Raw genomic sequence first — 18745 nt, forward strand, 5'->3', positions numbered from 1 at the left:
GGTCAGAAAACCACTTGTTATTGCTAAAAGTAACATTCGATTAAGTAGGCGTCAAGACATTCAAGCAATTGTACAAAGTTTGTAATACATTTTATAATCCTTCCTACCGATAATTCTAAAAATATTATTCCTATAAATCAGCCTCCAAGATCAAATCAGTTCATGTTAGTATAAAAGAAGGAAAACAGAATGGATAGGAGAAAAAGAATATGTCAAGAGAGTTAGTCATTGGTTTGGATTTAGGAACAACAAGTGTGAAAGCGGTTTTATTCACAGTGAATGGGAAGCTTATTGCAGAAATGGAGAAATTGATTGAATCTAAGTATTTAAATGATAACTGGGTGGAGCAAGACCCTGAACAAATTGCCATGTTTTCAGAACAAGCTATGAGTGAAATATTGCATAAAGCAAACGTTCATGAGGGGGAGGTGTTGACGGTTGGTTTTTCCTGTGCGATGCACTCACTTATATGCCTGGATGAACAGATGAACCCACTGACGAATGCGATCATATGGGCCGATGGAAGAAGTAGTGAGCAGGCGGAAGATATCATGAAAACGAATGGTGCAAATATTTTTGCAAAAACAGGTACACCAATTCACCCGATGACCCCTTTCATGAAATTATTGTGGATGAAGAAAACGAATTATGTTCCTTACGTAAAGTCTTCCTATTTTATGTCGATTAAAGAATTTTTGCTATATAGATGGTTTGGAGAAAGAGTTGTTGACTACGCAATGGCTTCAGCTACTGGCCTCTTTAATATACATACGTATGATTGGGATGATGATTTATTAACGTTAGTTGGTGTAAAAAGAGAACAGCTGTCAACAATTGTGGAACCAACAAAAGTGATTACGCAATGGTCAGATACTAAAATCCCATTGTTAGAAGGTGTTCCGTGTGTCATTGGCTCTGCGGATGGTCAACTAGCTAACTTAGGAAGCGGTGCGATTTCACCTGGTGAAGTGGCTATTTCTGTTGGGACAAGTGGTGCAATTCGACAATTCATAGATGGTGTGAAAATAAATAAGCGACTAGAAACATTCACGTATGCCTTTGATAAACGAACTGCAATTATTGGTGGACCGACTAATAATGGAGGAATTGTTTTACAATGGTTAAAGGAGTTGCTTGAATATGATGGAAGTATGGAGGAGTTGATCCACGAAGCGAGTAAGGCTGAAGTAGGGTCAGATGGATTATTGTTTTTTCCATACGTTAATGGGGAGAGAGCTCCATTATGGAATCAGAAAGCAAAAGGGAATTTCTTTGGATTAAGTATGACTCATAAACAGCATCATCTCGTTCGTGCCGTTCTTGAAGGAATCACTTTAAATTTATATCAAATTGAGCAATCGCTTGTAGAAATGGCGGGAGAGTCGAAAAAAATTTATGTGAATGGAGGCTTGTCACGATCGTCCTTTTGGATTCAAATGGTAGCCGATGTTTTTGGGAAGAACATTTATGTATTAGATACGCATCATAGCGCTGCATGGGGAGGGGCTTGGACAGCTTTAGTCGGTATTGGTAGAGTGAACTCCTTTAAAGAGATTAAAGAGACGATTCAGTTGAAGGAAGTCGTTGTGCCAGACCTTGAACGGCATCAAGCGTATCAAAAGGCTTTTGAGCGCTTTTGTGTGATTGGAAAAGATTTAGGCAAGCATTTCATTTAGAGGATGATCGTCTGAGAGGTGAGTCGGGAACATAACAAAAGTGTTTAGCTGAGAATCCGAACATTCAGGAGCGGTTTATGGGCACAGCTGTGTATTTGTTCGGCTTCTCATTTATGAAAATACTTTTGTCTCAGCCTCCTATTTTTTTCAGAGTATAGAGTTTACAATTGGCAATGAAGTCTAATTAAGGTACTCAGAGAAGGGAATTGCACGGTTTACTTATGCAAGCAAAGTACTTGCATAAACAAGTATTTTGCTAGTATGCTACGTTTGAGGTGTTGAAAAGATGAATACATATCGATTAGAAGATGCGTTAGGATTTCTTGTCTCAATGGCAGGGAGATCTTTGTCTAATAGTGTGCAACGTACGTTTACTGAAAATGGGTTTGATGCGACAACAGAGCATTGGACGGTTTTAGTTCAGCTATGGAATCGAGATGGATTGACACAATTAGAGTTAGCTGAACGGACAGGAAGAGATCAGGCAAGCATGTCTAGGCTGATTCGAAATATGTTAAATCGACAACTGATTGATCGGAAGAAGGATCCGAGAGATGGCCGTTGCAAACGAATTTATTTAACGACAAAGGGGAAGGAACAGCAGGTTAATTTAATGAATTTAGTCCAGCGAACGTTAGAGGAGGCGACAGCTGGAATACCTGAAGAAGATGTAGTAACAACAAAACGAGTGCTTAAGGAAATTTCCTTTAGAAATACTGCTACGAATAAAGTGTTTCAGGAGCTTGATGGAAAGAAGGGAGTAAATGAATAAGCAACTGATCAAAACAGCGATTTTATCGGTATCACTCCTTACAGTGATGGCTGGAGCTGCTATTTCACCAGCATTAGGTGATATTGCTCTTGCCTTTCCGAATTCAAATGAGACGACGATTAAACTGATTTTAACCTTGCCTTCAGTCATGATTATCCCTTTTATTTTTGTCTCAAGTCATCTGACTAGACGCTTTTCAAAAAAATCTATTTTACTGATTGGGATGGTTTTCTATCTCATTGGTGGTCTAGGTGGTGGGCTCGTTCCAACGATTGAGTTATTATTATTGTTTCGAGCGATTTTAGGAATTGGGGTCGGTCTAATGATGCCTCTGTCGACCTCGTTAGTAGCTGATTTCTTTGATGGACAAGAACGGACCACTACTATGGGACAGGTAAGTGCCGTTAATAATCTTGGTGGTGTGGTTTTGTTTTTATTATCAGGAGTTCTGGCAGCGATTAGTTGGAGAATGGCGTTTAGCGTGTATACATTAGTTGTTGTCTCCGTGATCATTGTCTGGTTGTTTTTGCCGAAACAACAGCTCATTGATCGAGGAAGTAAGGTGAAATTAGAGCCGTTACCAAAAAGTGTCTACTTCACAGGTGCTTCTATGTTCTTTATTATACTAGTATTCTTTGCATTACCATCTAATATGGCTTTATTTATGCAGCAAGAAGGCATCGGCAATTCACAAAATGCGGGGATGGTTATTTCGGCTGGAACAGCAGCCGGTTTCGTTGCCGGTCTTATATTAGCCCAAATAAAGAGAATATTTCAGCGTTTTTTCTATACGGTTATGCTACTGTTAATGGCTATTGGTTTTTTGATTATAGCTTTTGCGCCAAATGCGTTCATCATTGGTTGTGGTGTTGGATTGATGGGGTTTGGATTTGGATCATTGATGCCGACCGTATTTGATCATGTGACGCGTATAGTTCCACGTGTTCAAGTTGTGCAGGCAATGGCGGTTGTGACAAGTATGCTTTTTCTAGGTCAATTTTTGTCTCCGATTATATTAGATAGTATTGGTATATTAGTTGGGGATGAATCGATACGATTTACGTATTTTTTATTAGCGGGGAGTTTGTTTTTGGTCAGTACTGTATTTTTTATTCATGCTAGTAGTAGACGAAGCACAATTAATGGAAGTAATCAAGATATGAAAGGTAGTTAAGAGGTTAGAGTTTAGAAATTTAACGGAAATCATCTTTAGTGGATGATTTCTTTTATTTTATAGGCATTGTACGTTCCCGTTTTCCTGGTTGTTTAATAATTATAATTGTAATAAATTATCGGGAAAGAGGGGTGTAGTGAATGAGTTGTGGTTGTCACAATTGCACAAAGCATTGTGTAAGGAAAACTTCAGAATGTAAGTTTATGCAGGATAGAATTACGACGGGATGGAGCATACCTCAAGGTATTTCACAAGATGTTTATATAATAACCGGATTAGAAAATGTACATGTGTCTGGTTTTATTGGTTACGATTCTGGAGAATTAGATTTTGTTACAGTTAGATTCTTTGATGGGAATTTGTTAGTAGGTGGTCCTTTGACAGTATTTGAAGGGAGTAGTGTTGCGTTTACATCTACTGGTTTTAATAGAATTGAAGTTAGTGTGCCATCAGGCAATCCAGATGATATAGCTTCTGGCTTAATCTGTTTAACTCCGCGATATCAAGTGAATTGTGAAACGGAAGATTGAAAAATAATGCAATAAATGAGAATGGTGAATATGAGAGGAGAATATGAAATGGCAAATATGGGATTTGATGATAATTGCTGCATAAGAGGGCCTAGAGGACCTAGGGGACCAGCGGGACCAGCGGGACCAGAAGGACCAGCGGGACCAGAAGGACCAGAAGGACCAGAAGGACCAGCGGGACCAGAAGGACCAGAAGGACCAGCGGGACCAGAAGGACCAGAAGGACCAGCGGGACCAGAAGGACCAGCGGGACCAGAAGGACCAGAAGGGCCAGCGGGACCAGCGGGACCAGAAGGACCAGCGGGACCAGCGGGACCAGAAGGACCAGAAGGACCAGAAGGACCAGAAGGACCAGCGGGACCAGCGGGACCAGAAGGACCAGAAGGACCAGAAGGACCAGAAGGACCAGAAGGACCAGCGGGACCAGAAGGACCAGAAGGACCAGCGGGACCAGAAGGACCAGAAGGACCAGCGGGACCAGCGGGACCAGAAGGACCAGAAGGACCAGCGGGACCAGAAGGACCAGCGGGACCAGCGGGACCAGAAGGACCAGAAGGGCCAGCGGGACCAGAAGGACCAGCGGGACCAGCGGGACCAGAAGGACCAGAAGGGCCAAATGTGACTGAGACATCAGGTTTTGCAGCTAATACGCAAGGAACGGCTATTACTGTTATTCTTGGAGGGACATTAATTCCTTTACCGAACGCTCAAAATTTAAGGAATATTACTGTTAATGCGGCAAATACCGTATTTACAGTCAATTTAGAAGGTAGGTACTTTATCACTTATAACTTAAATGCTACAGCGGCTTTGTTGTCAAGTAGTCGTTTAGTTGTGAATGAAAGCCCAGTAGCTGCAAGTGCTCGTAGCCCATTGTTAACTGTAAGTAGTTATAGCGCAGATATCATTTTGAATCTAAATGCAGGGGATACAGTCTCTCTTGAATTGTTTGGATTGGCAACAGTTACAACGCTTCAAGGTGGGCAAGGAGCTTCACTTACGATTATTCGATTAGATGATGATTTAATATAAGATAGGAAAAACAGGTTCTACTAGCTAGGATCTGTTTTATTTTTGATTGGGAAAAAATGGTCTGGCTGCTTCCTAGCCTTTTTCTCAAAGGTACACAGCTGATTTAGGTCTTGATGGTTACGAGGACTACACAAGCGTCCATTTATGTCAAGTGTTGTTTCGTAAATAACTTTAATATCTTTACATATCTGAACGGAATAACAAATTTCAATACAATCTTTTTTTATACATTTAATAAAAGACAGACAATGAAATTCTGTTACTTTACATAGAATATTTGTCCCTTTTGGGGCGCAAAGTTGAACCGTTGTTACATGGTCAATTGGAAATGTACAAGAATGTAAAATGGTTCCTGTCGCATTTAAAAGTTCAATTGTTATAAAAAATTTGTTACGTATTAATACATCTTGAAGATAAATTGCTTTCCCGTTAGGCAAACGGGATAGAGTGGATTTTCTTCCTTCTATACAATTTACCTCTTTACAAATTAATACATCCGTGTCAAGGTGAATGGGTTCTCCTTTTTTATTTGAAAGAAAGCAACGAGAAGTCTTTATATCACTGAAACATGTTTCTTTACCAATTTGATAATTGATAGACATATTAAGTTCACCGCAACAAATTCCTTCGTTACTGTTACTATTACAAAGTACGGAAATGCGTTCTAAAGATCCAGCAGTTGCATTAAATGTTTGCCCAGGCGTAAGTGTTGTTAGTTCTTTGTCATCGATCATAACGACTAAATCGCATGCAGATTCAGAGGAAGCCTGTATGCTGAAAGAAACTGTGCTTATTACATTTATTGCTTTCCAAATAATCGTGGGAGAATTTTCGTTACAATTAACTTTAAATTTGATGCACATATGATCTTTTACTTTCTTGGTTGGGGTTAAGGGCAATTTGATGACTTTCTTTTTGGTGATTTCGTCCATATAATGAATCCAATCATAAACCTTTTCAGCACGAATACAATGCGAATGTTGGTTCTCAGAAATTTGAAGCATGACGACTCCACTCCCTGTTTAAGTTAAATACATTTACATCATATGGGCAGGTGCCTATTCTGGTGATAAAAAAATGAAGGAGATAAATGTCTATAAATGGTTTAAGGAAGTAATCTTCGTTAGTAGTTTGAGAAGTAAATAGAGTATAAAACAAATTAAGAGGAAAAGAGGCCGAGACAAAAGTGCTTTAATAAAGAATACGAATAAATATATAGTGGTGCACATGTGTACATTTCATGCTACATTCTTATATTGTTCCTTCTTTTCAATTTAACACTTTTATGATGTCCCAGCCTCTGTATTCATGAGGCCACTGAAAAAGTGCTCGTTTACTTCGGACTTGAAAGGGAGCTTTGCCCCTCGCTCCCGGGATGGGGGGCACGCTTTCCGCAGGCGGGCGTTGAACTAACCGTCTGCGCCGGTGGATTTCAACCTGCCCTTCCCTCCTGCAGGAGTCGGCCCTCCCATCCCGTCCGCTTTGTTGTGAGGTAAGATAGACATCCCCTACTCTTCAACGATAAAAAGAAAATAAGAGAAATCGTCTAAAAAGACCTTTGAGAAATGAGACTCAAAGGCCTTTTATCTACAGTTTGAAGTTTCATTTTATCAAACACTTCCCTGTCATTTTATTTTATCATTTAGGTAGTACATAGATGCAGGTGAATCAAATGAAGAAACAATAACACTCAGTCCATATATGGGTATTTAACAGCCTACTCTGAAAAAGACAATATGTTATTTGCAAAAACAAATAACATGAACCTTGTTTCCAAACTACATCCTATCATTACACATGGAACACGAAAAAATGATGAATTCGAATTTAATTAATAAAGATGCCGGGATGTATGTATGTTTGTAAAGCTGGACATATGGCTACATGATGAACGAAAAGGGAAAGGTACGAATCCACGAGTCCGATACTTATTTGATGTTGAAAAGTGCCAAATCTGTCCATTTCAAGAAGGGTGTTATAGAAAAGGAGCAAAAACAAAATCGTATTATGTGACGATTAAATCAGAGGAACATTCTGATCAAGAAGCTTTTCAACAAACAGAAGAGTTTAAAGAAATGGCAAAGTCACGTTATAAAATAGAAGCAAAAAATAGACACGGGTTAAAAATTGCATCATCCTCGGGTCTGTTTGGTATGCAAATTCAAGCTGCTACCACGATATTTGCGGTGAATCCCAAGAGAATAATAAAGCTTTTGAATGAAAAAGAGTAACAAGTAGCAAAAGAAAAGGCAATTCTCATCCGAAAATGGAGGGAATTTGCCTTTTCTTTTTAATTAAAATCTTATTAGCACGAAAAACAGAAGTTTTTCAGTGGCTTCGTATTCATTAGACTGTAGATTTATTCAGGATAGTAATAATCCGCTGTACCAAACTCTACAAAGCCTTCAATTTCAAGATCAAGTACCCAATAGTACATTTCTTCTTCAGAGACATCAAAATCTTCATGAGAAACGCTTTGCGATTCGATGGATTCAATTAACTCAAGTTCTTCTTCCGTTAGCTCATAGTCATAGTATTCATCGTAATAGCTTTCGTCGTAATCCCAATCTAATTCATAATCTTCATCCCACTCTGCTTCCCAGTCAAACTCTTCGTCATAGTACATGTCTTCAAAAAGATCAGCATAAATGTCATCAAGACGTGATTCAATTTGCATTTCTAGGTCATAGAAATATTGTTCCATGTCGGCTTCGCTTAGCTCATCCCGATCTGCATCGTAGAAAGAAAATGCAGCTTGATCCCCATATAGGTAGTCACTGTTTACAGTTGAGGAACCTGTAAAGGAGACACCGTCTTCTTCAAATGAGAATGTAGACGTTGTGACGCTCTGTACAATTTGCCCTCTTTCGATGAGGAAACCGATGTTAAAGTCAAATGTTATTTCACCACTAATATCTTCTTGAAATTCTTCGATATTTGAAATGGCCGTATCAACGGAAGTGTCGATTTCTTCCTCAAGAGCTTCGAGTACATCTTCATCTTCTTTAGCCTCTTCAAATGCATACAAGATGGATTGAAGCAGGAGTTGATCATCTAAGTTAACATAAATCCAACCATCTTCTTCTGTGATCATTTCCTGTTCATTCTGCTGATCTAGGTACTCAATCATCTTTTCGAAAACAAATTCAAGAACATAACGTTCATTATCTTCTAATTGTGTAAACAGTCGATCGCGATCTAAGTCTAACGTATCAGAGAATTGTTTACCAGTAAGCAATGAGTCAATCGTTGGCTCTAATAAATCGTTTAATTCTCTTGAGAAGAAGTCACCAACATCTTCTCCATCTGTAATAAGCTCTAATTCCTCTTGAACTTCTTCAATGTTTGGTAAAATATTATAAGAAATCACATCAATGGCATCTGGAATAAATTGCGCATATGGGTCTAAATCAATCGCCATAACGTCCTCTTCTCCAGAGAAATACATAGATATTGGAATGTGTAAAGAAATATCTTCACCTGAAATATCACCTGAAATTCCATAAGTTCCAGACACTTCCATAACATCTAACTCTTTGTCATAGATAATAGAGCTTGTTCCTGAAAGACTATTAAATAGCTCTTCAACGAGATTAAATGCAAATTCATCCATTTCCCCTATGTAAGGATCACTCAATACTTCATCGAAGTCAAAGTCGTAGCTTAAATCAAACTCACTTTCGACTTGAACACGATCTTCATTCAGCAAGTTTTGTAGACCGTTGGCTAGCTTTACTTCTGGTGATGACAAGAATGAATAAACAATAAGACCGCCAATTAAAAAGATGGCAACAACGCCAATACCAATCCCCAAACCAAACTTAGCTTTTTTTTCTCTCATTATACAATCACACCTTTTCTTGGTAATCAAAATACGTTTGTTATTGTCTCATAAAAATCGTAGGAAGTGAGAATCATTTTTTACGAAATCAAAGGAGGTAAATTACAGGAATAAAGTAGGTTGTTTGATGAAAAATGCCATATCGAAAGTAATGATTACCAAGAAAAAAAACTGCGTTTTCAAAGGAAAAAAAGAAGAGTAGTACAAAAGACTTGTACAAAATAGCTGATTATTTAAGGATGTCTAATTCAATTGTCTGACCAGATGGATCGACCGTGAGAACCTTCTTGTTGTCCTCAATCACTTCGAAGCTCTTTTGATGTAAAGCATATATGGCTTGTCTCCGTGCATTTTCTGAGGGGTATATAAGTGTAAATTGTTTTAAGCCTACTTCATTTCGCACAGGTGTCGGTGCACCTATACCTGCCCATGTATTTATAGCAATGTGGTGGTGATACTTTCCGGTCGAGAGAAAGCTAGCTTGTGCACCGTAGCGACAAACGACATCAAACCCTAAAGCATCACGATAAAATCGTTCGGCTTCGTCTAAATGAGAAACGTGTAAATGAATATGGCCTATTACGGTTTCAGGAGGAATACTACTCCACTCCGTATCTTCATGTATTTCTGATAATAAGCTTTCAAAATCAAGTGGATCAACCGTCATATGGACTTGTTCTTTCTGCCATTGCCACAAAGCTGGGTCACGGTCCGTATAAAGTTCAATTCCATTTCCGTCAGGATCAGATAAGTAAATAGCTTCACTTACATGATGATCGGAGGAGGCAATCGGCCACTGGTTGTTACTCAAATGAAGAACAGACTTAGCTAAATCAGACCGTCTTGGTAAAAGGATTGCAAAGTGATAAAGACCGGTTGTTCGTCGAACTTTCGGTTTAATATGTTTAGGTTGTTCAATGGTCAATATTGGGTGTAAGTTGTCTGCTGTTAAACGAATTTGATTGTCACTTTTATCAAAAAGGGTGAAGCCTAGAAGCTCTGTATAGAAGGTGAAAGAACGCTCAAGATCTTCTACAAGTAAATGAACGGCACTCACAAATGTGTGTGGAGCTGTATGGAAATTCATATTCATTCTCCTTAAAATTCATTGTATTTGATATCATTTTATTATAATAGAAGATGCAAAATCTAATTTTATGCTTAATAGTTTAATGTCATATCATTTTTTTGGACGATTTATTGCTTAAAGGGCACCAAAAAAGTTAAAAACCACACTTTTTTAGTGCTTCCCTTGTTCGTATTTCCTATATGAGGATGATATGATACACACATGAACAGGAAATGAATAATGAAGGAGTACCATACATGAATAATTACAAGTTGGTGATTCAATATGATGGAGCACGATATAAAGGCTGGCAAAGGTTAGGAAATCAAGAGAATACAATTCAAGGAAAGATTGAGCTAGTTTTAACAAAATTAGAAGGCAGAGAGATCGAGATTGTTGGAAGTAGTCGAACGGATGCAGGGGTCCATGCTTACGGACAAGTTGCTAATGTTAAATTGAGTAAACTCTTTTCTACCGAAGAGCTACAACATTATGTTAACCAATATTTACCTCATGATATTAGCGTTGTTGAAGTAAAAAAAGTCGATGATCGTTTTCATGCTCGCTATCATGCAAAGGATAAAACGTATTTATACCAGATATGGAACAAAAGCTATACGAATCCATTCTTAAGAAAGTTCAGCATGCATGTCAATGATCGATTAAACCTAGAGGAAATGAAGAAAGCGAGTACGAGCTTTCTAGGAAATCATGACTTTACTGCTTTTTCAAATGCGAAGTCGAAAAAGAAATCAATGAAACGAACGATTCGGTCGATCGATATTGATGAGATGGAGGGATTAATATCAATTCGAATAATCGGAGATGGCTTTCTATATCATATGGTTCGAAAAATGGTCGGGACCTTAATCGAAGTCGGGTTAGGAGAGAAGCAGGCCAGAGAGGTAGCTAATATTCTTCAAACGAAAGACCGAAGTCGTGCAGGTTTTGCCGAGGCTCAAGGATTGCATTTGGAGAAAATTGAATTTTAGTCATACAAATAAGCGTTCCGTGGAAGTTTAACTCTTTCAAGGAACGCCTGTTGCTGATTGAGGATTATGTTAGCATGATAGTTGAACGAGCATATTCATCACCGTTAATAATGATAACGATATAGTGCTCCCCTGGATAATGCTTTCTCGTTGATAAATCTTTAAACGAATGGTTTCGTTCAAAGGAGTAGCTCCCCTTTTGATAAGTGTTTTCTGTTATTTTAAATAGCTTCCTCGACGTCTTCCCACGCGCTTTAACGAAATCTATTCCGTATTCAATCCTTAATTTGTATGGTGTACTTGTCTCATTTTTCAATTGAAATATGAAGGTGAGGCTTTCACCGCGTTGTATCGATGTCTGAGAAAGAGTGAGCGCCTCTATTAGTACATGCGGCTGACGTTCAAATCCGAATAATTCTAGTATGTCAGGATCTGCTTTCCTAAGTAACGTGCGGCAGCCGTGCTTTAAAATCCAATCAGTGTGAGGGTGCTGCCCTCTCCATTGTAAACAAATCTCCTTTACTATAGCGGGATGGTCTTTGGCAATATCATTGAGATTATTAGCGACACTTTTCCTCACATACTCACTTTCATCCTCTTTAAGTGCTTGTAAAATAGGGATAATAAGCGATGGGTCCTTCTTAAATATCGTTAGTGGTTTAGCCCACGGTAGACGTGGGCGACAGCCTTCGCTTGCAAGTCGCCGTACATGCTCATTCGAATTGGTAGCCCATTTCAGCAGAAGGGCCATCGTTTCTTCAGGGTGAGCTTCAATAAATGGACGAATCGCAAACTCTGCTGAGGAAGAGGATGTCAATTCTTTAAGAGCATGAAGAGACTCTTCACGCGAATGAAGTCCGTACCTTTCGACGAAATCGGGGAAGAATAAGTATTCAAATCCACGACAAGTAGGTGCGAGCTTTTGAAGAATGGCAAGAGCATTTGAATAACCCTTTGGAAGGGTCTCAGCTAAGCATTCACTTATATGACGGATTCGCTGCTTCAGTTCTTTAGTATCCCACTCCTCATTAAAAATGAGCTTCAAAAACGTATCAGATTGAAAAGAGGGATATACGCTTAATACTTTTTCTGAGAATAGTCGAAAGAATGTTTCGTTGTACATGTTCTTAAGTGGTTCAGCCATTGGGGTGCCTCCTTCTCATAGTTTAATTGTAGCCGAATTGAATGTAGGAGTATATAGATTAAGGGCTGAGAATGGAGAAGTCAATTAGATCGTTGTATAATAAATCATATTTATACAAGGAATAAAAGAGAGATGAGGGAGAGTGATTGGAATGGAAATGAATATGTCTAGTTTGCCAGGTGTCGGAAAGAAAATTACCTTTATTAATGGTGACGATCAAATGATGGCTATCATTATACATTATACTGGGAAACGAGAGCTGTATTTTTTTGAGAACCGTGATGATGACGAGGCGATTTTTACTTTTAATTTATCTTCTGAAGAAACGAAGCAAATAGGTGCGCAATTACTCGGTGCTACATTTAATCCATTAGAAAGTGACAAGCTTGAGAAGTTAAAGATGGCTCGAAAAGATGTCATTGTTGAATGGGTAGACGTTCCAAAAAAGTCCAAAGTAGTCGGGATGAAGTTCTATGAGGTAAAAAAGTTAGTTCCACTAGGTGGGACTATTATCGGTATTTTTAAGGGGGATGACTTTATCGTCGATTTAGCAGAGGATGATCTAATTGAACGAGGCGATACAATTATGATTGTCGGGAAGAAGAGCGCGGTCGATGAATTTGAATTAATTTGTGAAGGAAAGGAACAATAACATGGGGTTTCCAGAATTATTAGCAGCAGGTCTGTTACTTCTTATATTATTTGTTGCAGGTTTTGTGGGCTTGAAGCTGAAGGTTCCTAATGTCGTTTTCTATATTTTGGCGGGAATTGTCGTTGCTAGCTATATAACGGATACACATTTGTTGCATCTCGCTGGTGAAATTGGGATTGTTCTACTATTCTTTATGCTTGGAATGGAGTTTCCTATTAAACAATTACTAAATGTTGCGAAAAAAGTAATGTCTGCAGGAGTATTAGACGTAATTTTATGTTTTGGTGTTACAGTTGCGATTTGCCTATTAATGGGGCTAGAGGTTATACCTTCTTTAATCATTGGTGGAGTTGCGTACGCAACAAGCTCCTCGATTACGGCTAAAATGCTTGAAAGTTCTAAAAGAATGGCTAATCCAGAATCAGAGTTTATGCTGGGGCTTCTCATATTTGAAGATTTAGTTGCGCCGATTCTTGTTGCGATTCTTGTTGGTTTAACAGCTGGTACCGCAATTACATACTCTTCTATGTCGCTTTTGTTTATTAAAGTGTTCGCTCTAATTGCTGGTGCTCTTATATTAGGACGCTTTCTATTTAGTAAACTGGGACCGGTATTTGATCGCTATATGAATCATGAGGTTTTCCTTCTATTTGTCATTGGTTTAGCTCTAGCATATGGTGGTTTAGCGCTGTATTTGGATCTATCTGAGGTGTTAGGAGCTTTCCTTGCTGGAATAATGCTAGCTGAAGCTAGACGAACACATGAGTTGGAAGAGCTAGTCTTTCGAGCGCGCGACCTATTATTGCCTCTGTTCTTTTTATACTTTGGTACAACGATCACCTTTAGCGAAGGGATACCGATGGTTCCACTTTTGATCACGTTAATTGTATGGTCGATTATAGCTAAGCTGGTTGTTGGTTACTTTGGAGGGCAATGGTATGGATTGTCCAAAAAAGTTGCCTTAAGAGCGGGCTTTTCGCTTACACAAAGAGGAGAGTTCTCAATTATTATCGCTACACTAGCAACTGGAATGATACAAGCCTTTAGTAGTATCTTTATACTCATTTCAGCGATGATTGGTATATTACTCTTTCAATTTGCTCCTGTGATTTCAAAGAAATTGATGAAGCAAAAAGACAAGAAAAAGATCGTTCTGGACTAGGAATTAAAATAATTTAAAGAGCTAGTTTTATGGTGCACTTTGCAGAATGTTTTGTATGCAGGCTATGCTTGTTTTTGTTGCCATGAACCTTGCACTAACGGAACACCTATCCTTCAGTGTCATCAACAGAAAATAGAAAAAGTAACGTAAAAAACACCTTTGAGAGTCATTTTTCAAAGGTGTTTGCCTACGGTCTGAGGTGTCTTTAAGGCACCTTTTTTTATGTGAAAAACGAAACATTTTGTTAATAAACTACTTATAATTGTCGATATATAGAATATAAAACGTTTTCATTGTAAAAATAAGTCGAATGAAGCTGAATGGGTAGTCTTTATGAGCTTATCAAGATAAAAGCGTAATTTTATATCATGATAAACAATAATAAGAGGCGTACTGGGGGAGTGGTATGATGGCAAAGCAAAAACGAAAGTGGACGAACCAATTAGCAAATCGAATCTTTCTTATTATGGCAAGTATTATGGTTGTTTCAGTTGGGTTATTAGGTGTTTCAAGCTATCAAATTGCAAAAACTCAATTAACGGAAGCTGGTCAGCAAGATTTAAGGAATTTAGTTGATGCAGCCGGTTCATTAATGGAAACGTTGCAAGATCAAGTCGATGCAGGCTTGATTACGTTAGATGAAGCACAAGAACAAGCGAGAGTGAAATTATCAGGTGAAATAGTTAGTATGAACGAATCCGGCCAGCCATACAGAGATTACCAATCCGTTTCTTTTACTTATGGGGATGATGGGTACTTCTATGGCTTTTTAGATGATGGTACAACGGTATTGCATCCACATGGCAATGAAGGTACGAATTTGTACAATGCGCAGGATTCAGATGGAAACTATATGATCCAAGGGCTGATTGAAGCTGCTGGACAGTCCAATCCGGATGATCGCTATTATACATACATGTGGATGAATGAGGGAGAGGATTTTCCACGTGAGAAGCATGCGTATGTGACGTTCTATGATGAATGGGGCTGGATGTATGGAGTAGCAGCATATAGTGAGGAGTTCTATGAGTCTGTTCATTTATTTGCATGGGCAGCATTCATCATTGGAGCTGTGATAACAGTAGTTGCTTCGACTATTTTGTATGTTGTGATGAAGAAATTGACGAAGAAAATTGACCTCGTAAGAGTGGCTGCCGAAAAAATTGCTGCGGGTGATTTAAGTGGAGATGAACTCGATGAAAAAGGACAGACTGAGATTGCTTTACTGGCGCATTCTATTAATCAAATGCAAGTGAAGCTTAAAAATATGATTAGTCACATTGCCGAGTCGTCTTCGCAAGTAACCTCTTCCTCTGAAGAATTAACGGCAAGTGCCGAAGAAAATGCGTCGACGAGTGAGCATACAGCCTATGAAATCCAAGAGCTTTCGACATTAGCTGAAAAGGTGAAAAATAGAGCAGATCTTAGTTTAGAGGTTGTTCAAGGGCAACAGAAAGGCTTGAAGGAAGTCGTTATAGCTACGGATGATTTAAAGTCGCAATCTCATGAATCCGTTCATATCTCCAAAGAAGGAAAGAATAAGATGGATCAAACCTCTGGCCAAATTACAGGAATGTCAGAATCGGTAGGTCAATCGATGGTGATGATCCGTCGTCTCGAGGAGCGTTCGAGTGAAATTAATGAAATCATTAGCACGATGACAGATATAAGTGAGCAGACAAATTTACTTGCATTGAATGCTTCCATTGAAGCTGCACGTGCAGGGGAACATGGAAAAGGGTTTGCGGTAGTAGCGAATGAAGTTCGTAAGCTTGCTGAACAATCCGGTCAGTCAGCAGTGAGAGTGAAGGAAATGATCGGTGAAATTCAAGGGGATACGAGCTCGACAGTGTCATCAATGGAAAGAGTACAAGCGGATGTTCAAGTTGGTCTAGTTTCAATGGGTGAGATGAAGCAGTTATTTGATCAAATTGAACAAATCAATGAGCAAGTCGATGAGAGAATTTCTGAAGTGACGACAATTACGCAATTTATGAATGAAAAGGGTGAGGATTTGATGGCGGCGATAAATGAATTTTCAACGATTTCACAGTCAATGACTGAGGGGACGGATACGGTGGCTGCTACTTCTGAGCAGACTCTTGCATCTATGAACGTTGTCGCTAAAACTGCAGAAGAGTTAAGTTCCATGGCTGTTGAGCTACAAGAGCAGATTAAGGAATTCACGATGTAGTAGAAAACGAAGCATCTATGAGAGTGTAGCTCTTCTAGATGCTTTATATCTCGTTATCTTATATAATAAAATCTATTTCCATAGGAGTGAAATGTTAACATATAAGAAGGAGTGTTAGGTTATTCTATTCATTTTGACGAGCAATGATAAACAAACATGAGGTGACATATGACAGGTGAAATTCAATTGCACGGACAGCATGACTTTGAATTCGTTCTATTATCATATTTAATTGCTGGATTGGCAGCGTATGCGTCTATTGATTTAGCTGGGAGGGTGAGAATGACACATGGGTCAGCAAGGAAGTTATGGCTTCTTGCTGGTGGTAGCATACTAGGAATTGGGATATGGTCCATGCATTTTATTGCTATGCTCGCATTTCGTTTACCTGAAATGATCTATTATGATCCGTCTGTGGTCATCGTCTCGGTCGTAGCGGCAATTGTGGGCTGTACAGCTGGTTATTACATAGTATCTTATCATGGTACACATTATGTTCAATTATTGTTAGCAGGATTCATTATGGGAAGTGGAATTGCCATGATGCATTATATCGGAATGGAAGCGATACAGCCTGTCACGATATCCTATAACATTCTATTAGTCGGTGTATCAGTGGTTATAGCTGTGATTGCTTCGATGACGGCTTTATGGGTGGGATTCTTCTCACCATATGCTATTAGAGGGATGAAGTGGAATTTGAAAGTGCTTTTTTCTTTGTTAATGGCTATTGCAATTACCGGAATGCATTATTCAGGTATGGAAGCTTCTTATTTTTACATAGATGGTGCGGATATGATCTCTAATGAGGGTATGTTCAACAGGGAAGTGTTAACGATTCTTGTAGTAATCGTTACGCTCCTTCTTTTCGTCTTGTTTTTTTTCTCTATTGTTCTCGATCGAGTTTTGCGGAAGCAGGGTGTACTCCAAGGGACATTATTAGATTCAGCTGATGAAGGGATTGTTATTACAGAAACAGGAAATGTTATTTTACATGCGAATGAGGCCTTTTATCAATTGTTTCAAAAGGCTGGATTGTCTCGCAATATGCGTAATCTTCATAAATATCATCAAGAATTAATGGCGGGATTTCCATTTTTAAAGGAAACATATATTAAAGTAGGTTCGTACATTATCGAGGTGAAGAGACATGAGATTAAAGGAGAAGATCTTAACCAATCGCTATGGTTTTTCAGAGATATGACGGAGAGAAAGCGTTCAGAAGAATTAGTGGAGCATATGGCCTATCATGATACGTTAACGAAGCTACCTAATCGGTATCGATTAGAGCAAAAGTTAGAATCATTCGTTCAAGAGAAACGAGAGTTGACTTGCATATTCATTGATCTTGATCGGCTGAAGTTTACTAATGATACATTAGGTCATGCAGCAGGAGATCTATTATTACAGGAAGTTGCTAAACGGTTACAACAATCCTTAAAGGCTGAAGATCTATTAGCTAGAGTTGGTGGGGATGAATTTGTCATTTTACTAATTGACGAACGTGCTAGTCACTTTGAAGAAGTGTCATGTAATTTAATTGATATCATTGGGGACACATTTACAATTGATCGAACGAAAATTACTGTGACGTTAAGTGCGGGAATTAGTCAATATCCTCATAGTGCGACGACAGCATCAGAATTATTACAATTTGCTGATTTAGCTATGTATGAAGCGAAAAAACAGAGGAAGAATCAAATAGTGGTCTTTGATGATTCGATTCGTTTAAAGTTAAATGAACGAATTGATATAGAAAAAGGGTTAATGGAGGCCATAGAAGAAAGACAATTTTACTTATTGTACCAGCCTAAATACAAACTAAGTGATAAGGGAGAGGAATTAGAAGGGGTAGAAGCACTTATTCGTTGGGAGCATCCATTATTAGGTATGAGAAGCCCTGCTCACTTTATTCCAGTTGCAGAAGAAACAGGACTTATCATTCAAATAGGCGATTGGGTGTTAGAGGAAGCATGTTTTCAATGGAAGAAATGGATGGAGCAGGGACTAAAGCCATTTTCGGTTGCTGTGAATATTTCTCCGTTGCAGCTTGTTAGTGAGGATTTTGTAGAACGAGTTATGAAGATTGTGTCAAGAACGGAAATGAACCCCAAATATCTCGAATTAGAAATGACGGAATCCTGGTCATTGACATATGAAAACCACATTATTGAAAAACTCATACGATTACGAGAAGAAGGAATAAAGCTATCCATTGATGATTTTGGAACTGGCTATTCTTCGTTTAGACACTTGAAGGAGCTTCCAGTCGACGTATTAAAGATTGATCGGTCATTTATTCAACTACAAAATGATTCGAACGGAGAAGCAATCCTACGATCCATGATCCAGCTAGGTCATAACTTGAAATTAGGAGTTCTCGTTGAAGGGGTTGAAACTGAGGAGCAAGTACGATGGTTGAAGAATGAAAAGTGCGATCTCGTTCAAGGTTTTTATTATAGTAAGCCTATTTCAGTAAGTGAAGTAGAGTACCTGCTGCAATGAAT

General features: G+C 38.7%; 14 protein-coding genes and 1 pseudogene. 11 read left to right on the forward strand and 4 right to left on the reverse strand.

Annotated elements, in window-relative coordinates; all coding sequences use genetic code 11:
- The first annotated feature begins 209 nt into the window (after positions 1-209).
- The 5 genes from ACERJO_RS06195 to ACERJO_RS06215 all read left to right on the forward strand — a co-directional run bounded on the left by ACERJO_RS06195 (position 210) and on the right by ACERJO_RS06215 (position 5184).
- Positions 210-1676, forward strand: coding sequence for a gluconokinase (locus tag ACERJO_RS06195; protein WP_373646925.1), 1467 nt, complete (start codon positions 210-212; stop codon positions 1674-1676).
- 286 nt (positions 1677-1962) lie between these two features.
- The gene (locus tag ACERJO_RS06200) at positions 1963-2448 is read left to right on the forward strand and encodes a MarR family winged helix-turn-helix transcriptional regulator (protein ID WP_247105892.1); all 486 of its coding nucleotides are present in this window, start codon (positions 1963-1965) and stop codon (positions 2446-2448) included.
- Positions 2441-3622, forward strand: a complete 1182-nt coding sequence (locus tag ACERJO_RS06205; RefSeq protein WP_373646926.1) for an MFS transporter — start codon at positions 2441-2443, stop codon at positions 3620-3622. The genes ACERJO_RS06200 and ACERJO_RS06205 overlap by 8 nt, the downstream gene beginning before the upstream one ends.
- Positions 3623-3762: 140 nt before the next feature.
- Positions 3763-4152, forward strand: a complete 390-nt coding sequence (locus tag ACERJO_RS06210) for an S-Ena type endospore appendage (RefSeq protein ID WP_373646927.1) — start codon at positions 3763-3765, stop codon at positions 4150-4152.
- A gap of 48 nt (positions 4153-4200) precedes the next feature.
- A complete protein-coding gene (locus tag ACERJO_RS06215; protein ID WP_373646928.1) occupies positions 4201-5184 on the forward strand; it encodes a BclA C-terminal domain-containing protein in 984 nt (327 codons plus the stop codon).
- A 20-nt stretch (positions 5185-5204) separates the two neighbouring features.
- On the opposite strand, the gene ACERJO_RS06220 is transcribed toward ACERJO_RS06215, so the two are convergent.
- Positions 5205-6188: a BMQ_0737 family morphogenetic spore coat protein gene (locus tag ACERJO_RS06220; protein ID WP_247105896.1), complete on the reverse strand. Its 984-nt coding sequence runs from the start codon at positions 6186-6188 to the stop codon at positions 5205-5207.
- Positions 6189-6896: 708 nt separating this feature from the next.
- On the opposite strand from ACERJO_RS06220, the pseudogene ACERJO_RS06225 reads away from it, so the two are divergent.
- A pseudogene (locus tag ACERJO_RS06225) lies at positions 6897-7415 on the forward strand (transposase); the annotation flags it as partial.
- Between the two features lie 128 nt (positions 7416-7543).
- Here ACERJO_RS06225 and ACERJO_RS06230 read toward each other — a convergent pair.
- Together ACERJO_RS06230 and ACERJO_RS06235 are read right to left on the reverse strand one after the other, a co-directional pair.
- Positions 7544-9025, reverse strand: coding sequence for a hypothetical protein (locus ACERJO_RS06230; protein ID WP_373646929.1), 1482 nt, complete (start codon positions 9023-9025; stop codon positions 7544-7546).
- A 229-nt stretch (positions 9026-9254) separates the two neighbouring features.
- Positions 9255-10112, reverse strand: coding sequence for a VOC family protein (locus ACERJO_RS06235; RefSeq protein WP_373646930.1), 858 nt, complete (start codon positions 10110-10112; stop codon positions 9255-9257).
- Positions 10113-10351: 239 nt separating this feature from the next.
- Between ACERJO_RS06235 and truA the strand changes: the two genes are divergently transcribed.
- Entirely contained in the window at positions 10352-11086 is a 735-nt protein-coding gene (gene truA / locus ACERJO_RS06240) for a tRNA pseudouridine(38-40) synthase TruA (RefSeq protein ID WP_373646931.1), read from the forward strand.
- Between the two features lie 64 nt (positions 11087-11150).
- Here the strand turns inward: truA and ACERJO_RS06245 are convergent, their stop codons facing one another.
- Positions 11151-12230: a DNA alkylation repair protein gene (locus ACERJO_RS06245; protein ID WP_373646932.1), complete on the reverse strand. Its 1080-nt coding sequence runs from the start codon at positions 12228-12230 to the stop codon at positions 11151-11153.
- Between the two features lie 151 nt (positions 12231-12381).
- Here ACERJO_RS06245 and ACERJO_RS06250 point away from each other — a divergent pair, with 151 nt between their 5' ends.
- The 4 genes from ACERJO_RS06250 to ACERJO_RS06265 all read left to right on the forward strand — a co-directional run bounded on the left by ACERJO_RS06250 (position 12382) and on the right by ACERJO_RS06265 (position 18743).
- Positions 12382-12882 (forward strand): TrkA C-terminal domain-containing protein, encoded by a 501-nt coding sequence (locus ACERJO_RS06250; RefSeq protein ID WP_373646933.1) that lies wholly within the window; start codon positions 12382-12384, stop codon positions 12880-12882.
- Position 12883: 1 nt separating this feature from the next.
- Entirely contained in the window at positions 12884-14044 is a 1161-nt protein-coding gene (locus ACERJO_RS06255; RefSeq protein ID WP_373646934.1) for a cation:proton antiporter, read from the forward strand.
- Positions 14045-14453: 409 nt separating this feature from the next.
- A complete protein-coding gene (locus tag ACERJO_RS06260) occupies positions 14454-16238 on the forward strand; it encodes a methyl-accepting chemotaxis protein (protein ID WP_247105903.1) in 1785 nt (594 codons plus the stop codon).
- A gap of 168 nt (positions 16239-16406) precedes the next feature.
- Positions 16407-18743, forward strand: coding sequence for an EAL domain-containing protein (locus ACERJO_RS06265; protein ID WP_373646935.1), 2337 nt, complete (start codon positions 16407-16409; stop codon positions 18741-18743).
- Positions 18744-18745: the final 2 nt, after the last annotated feature.

The sequence above is a fragment of the Halalkalibacter sp. AB-rgal2 genome (assembly GCF_041821005.1).
Classification (GTDB): domain Bacteria; phylum Bacillota; class Bacilli; order Bacillales; family Bacillaceae_D; genus Halalkalibacter.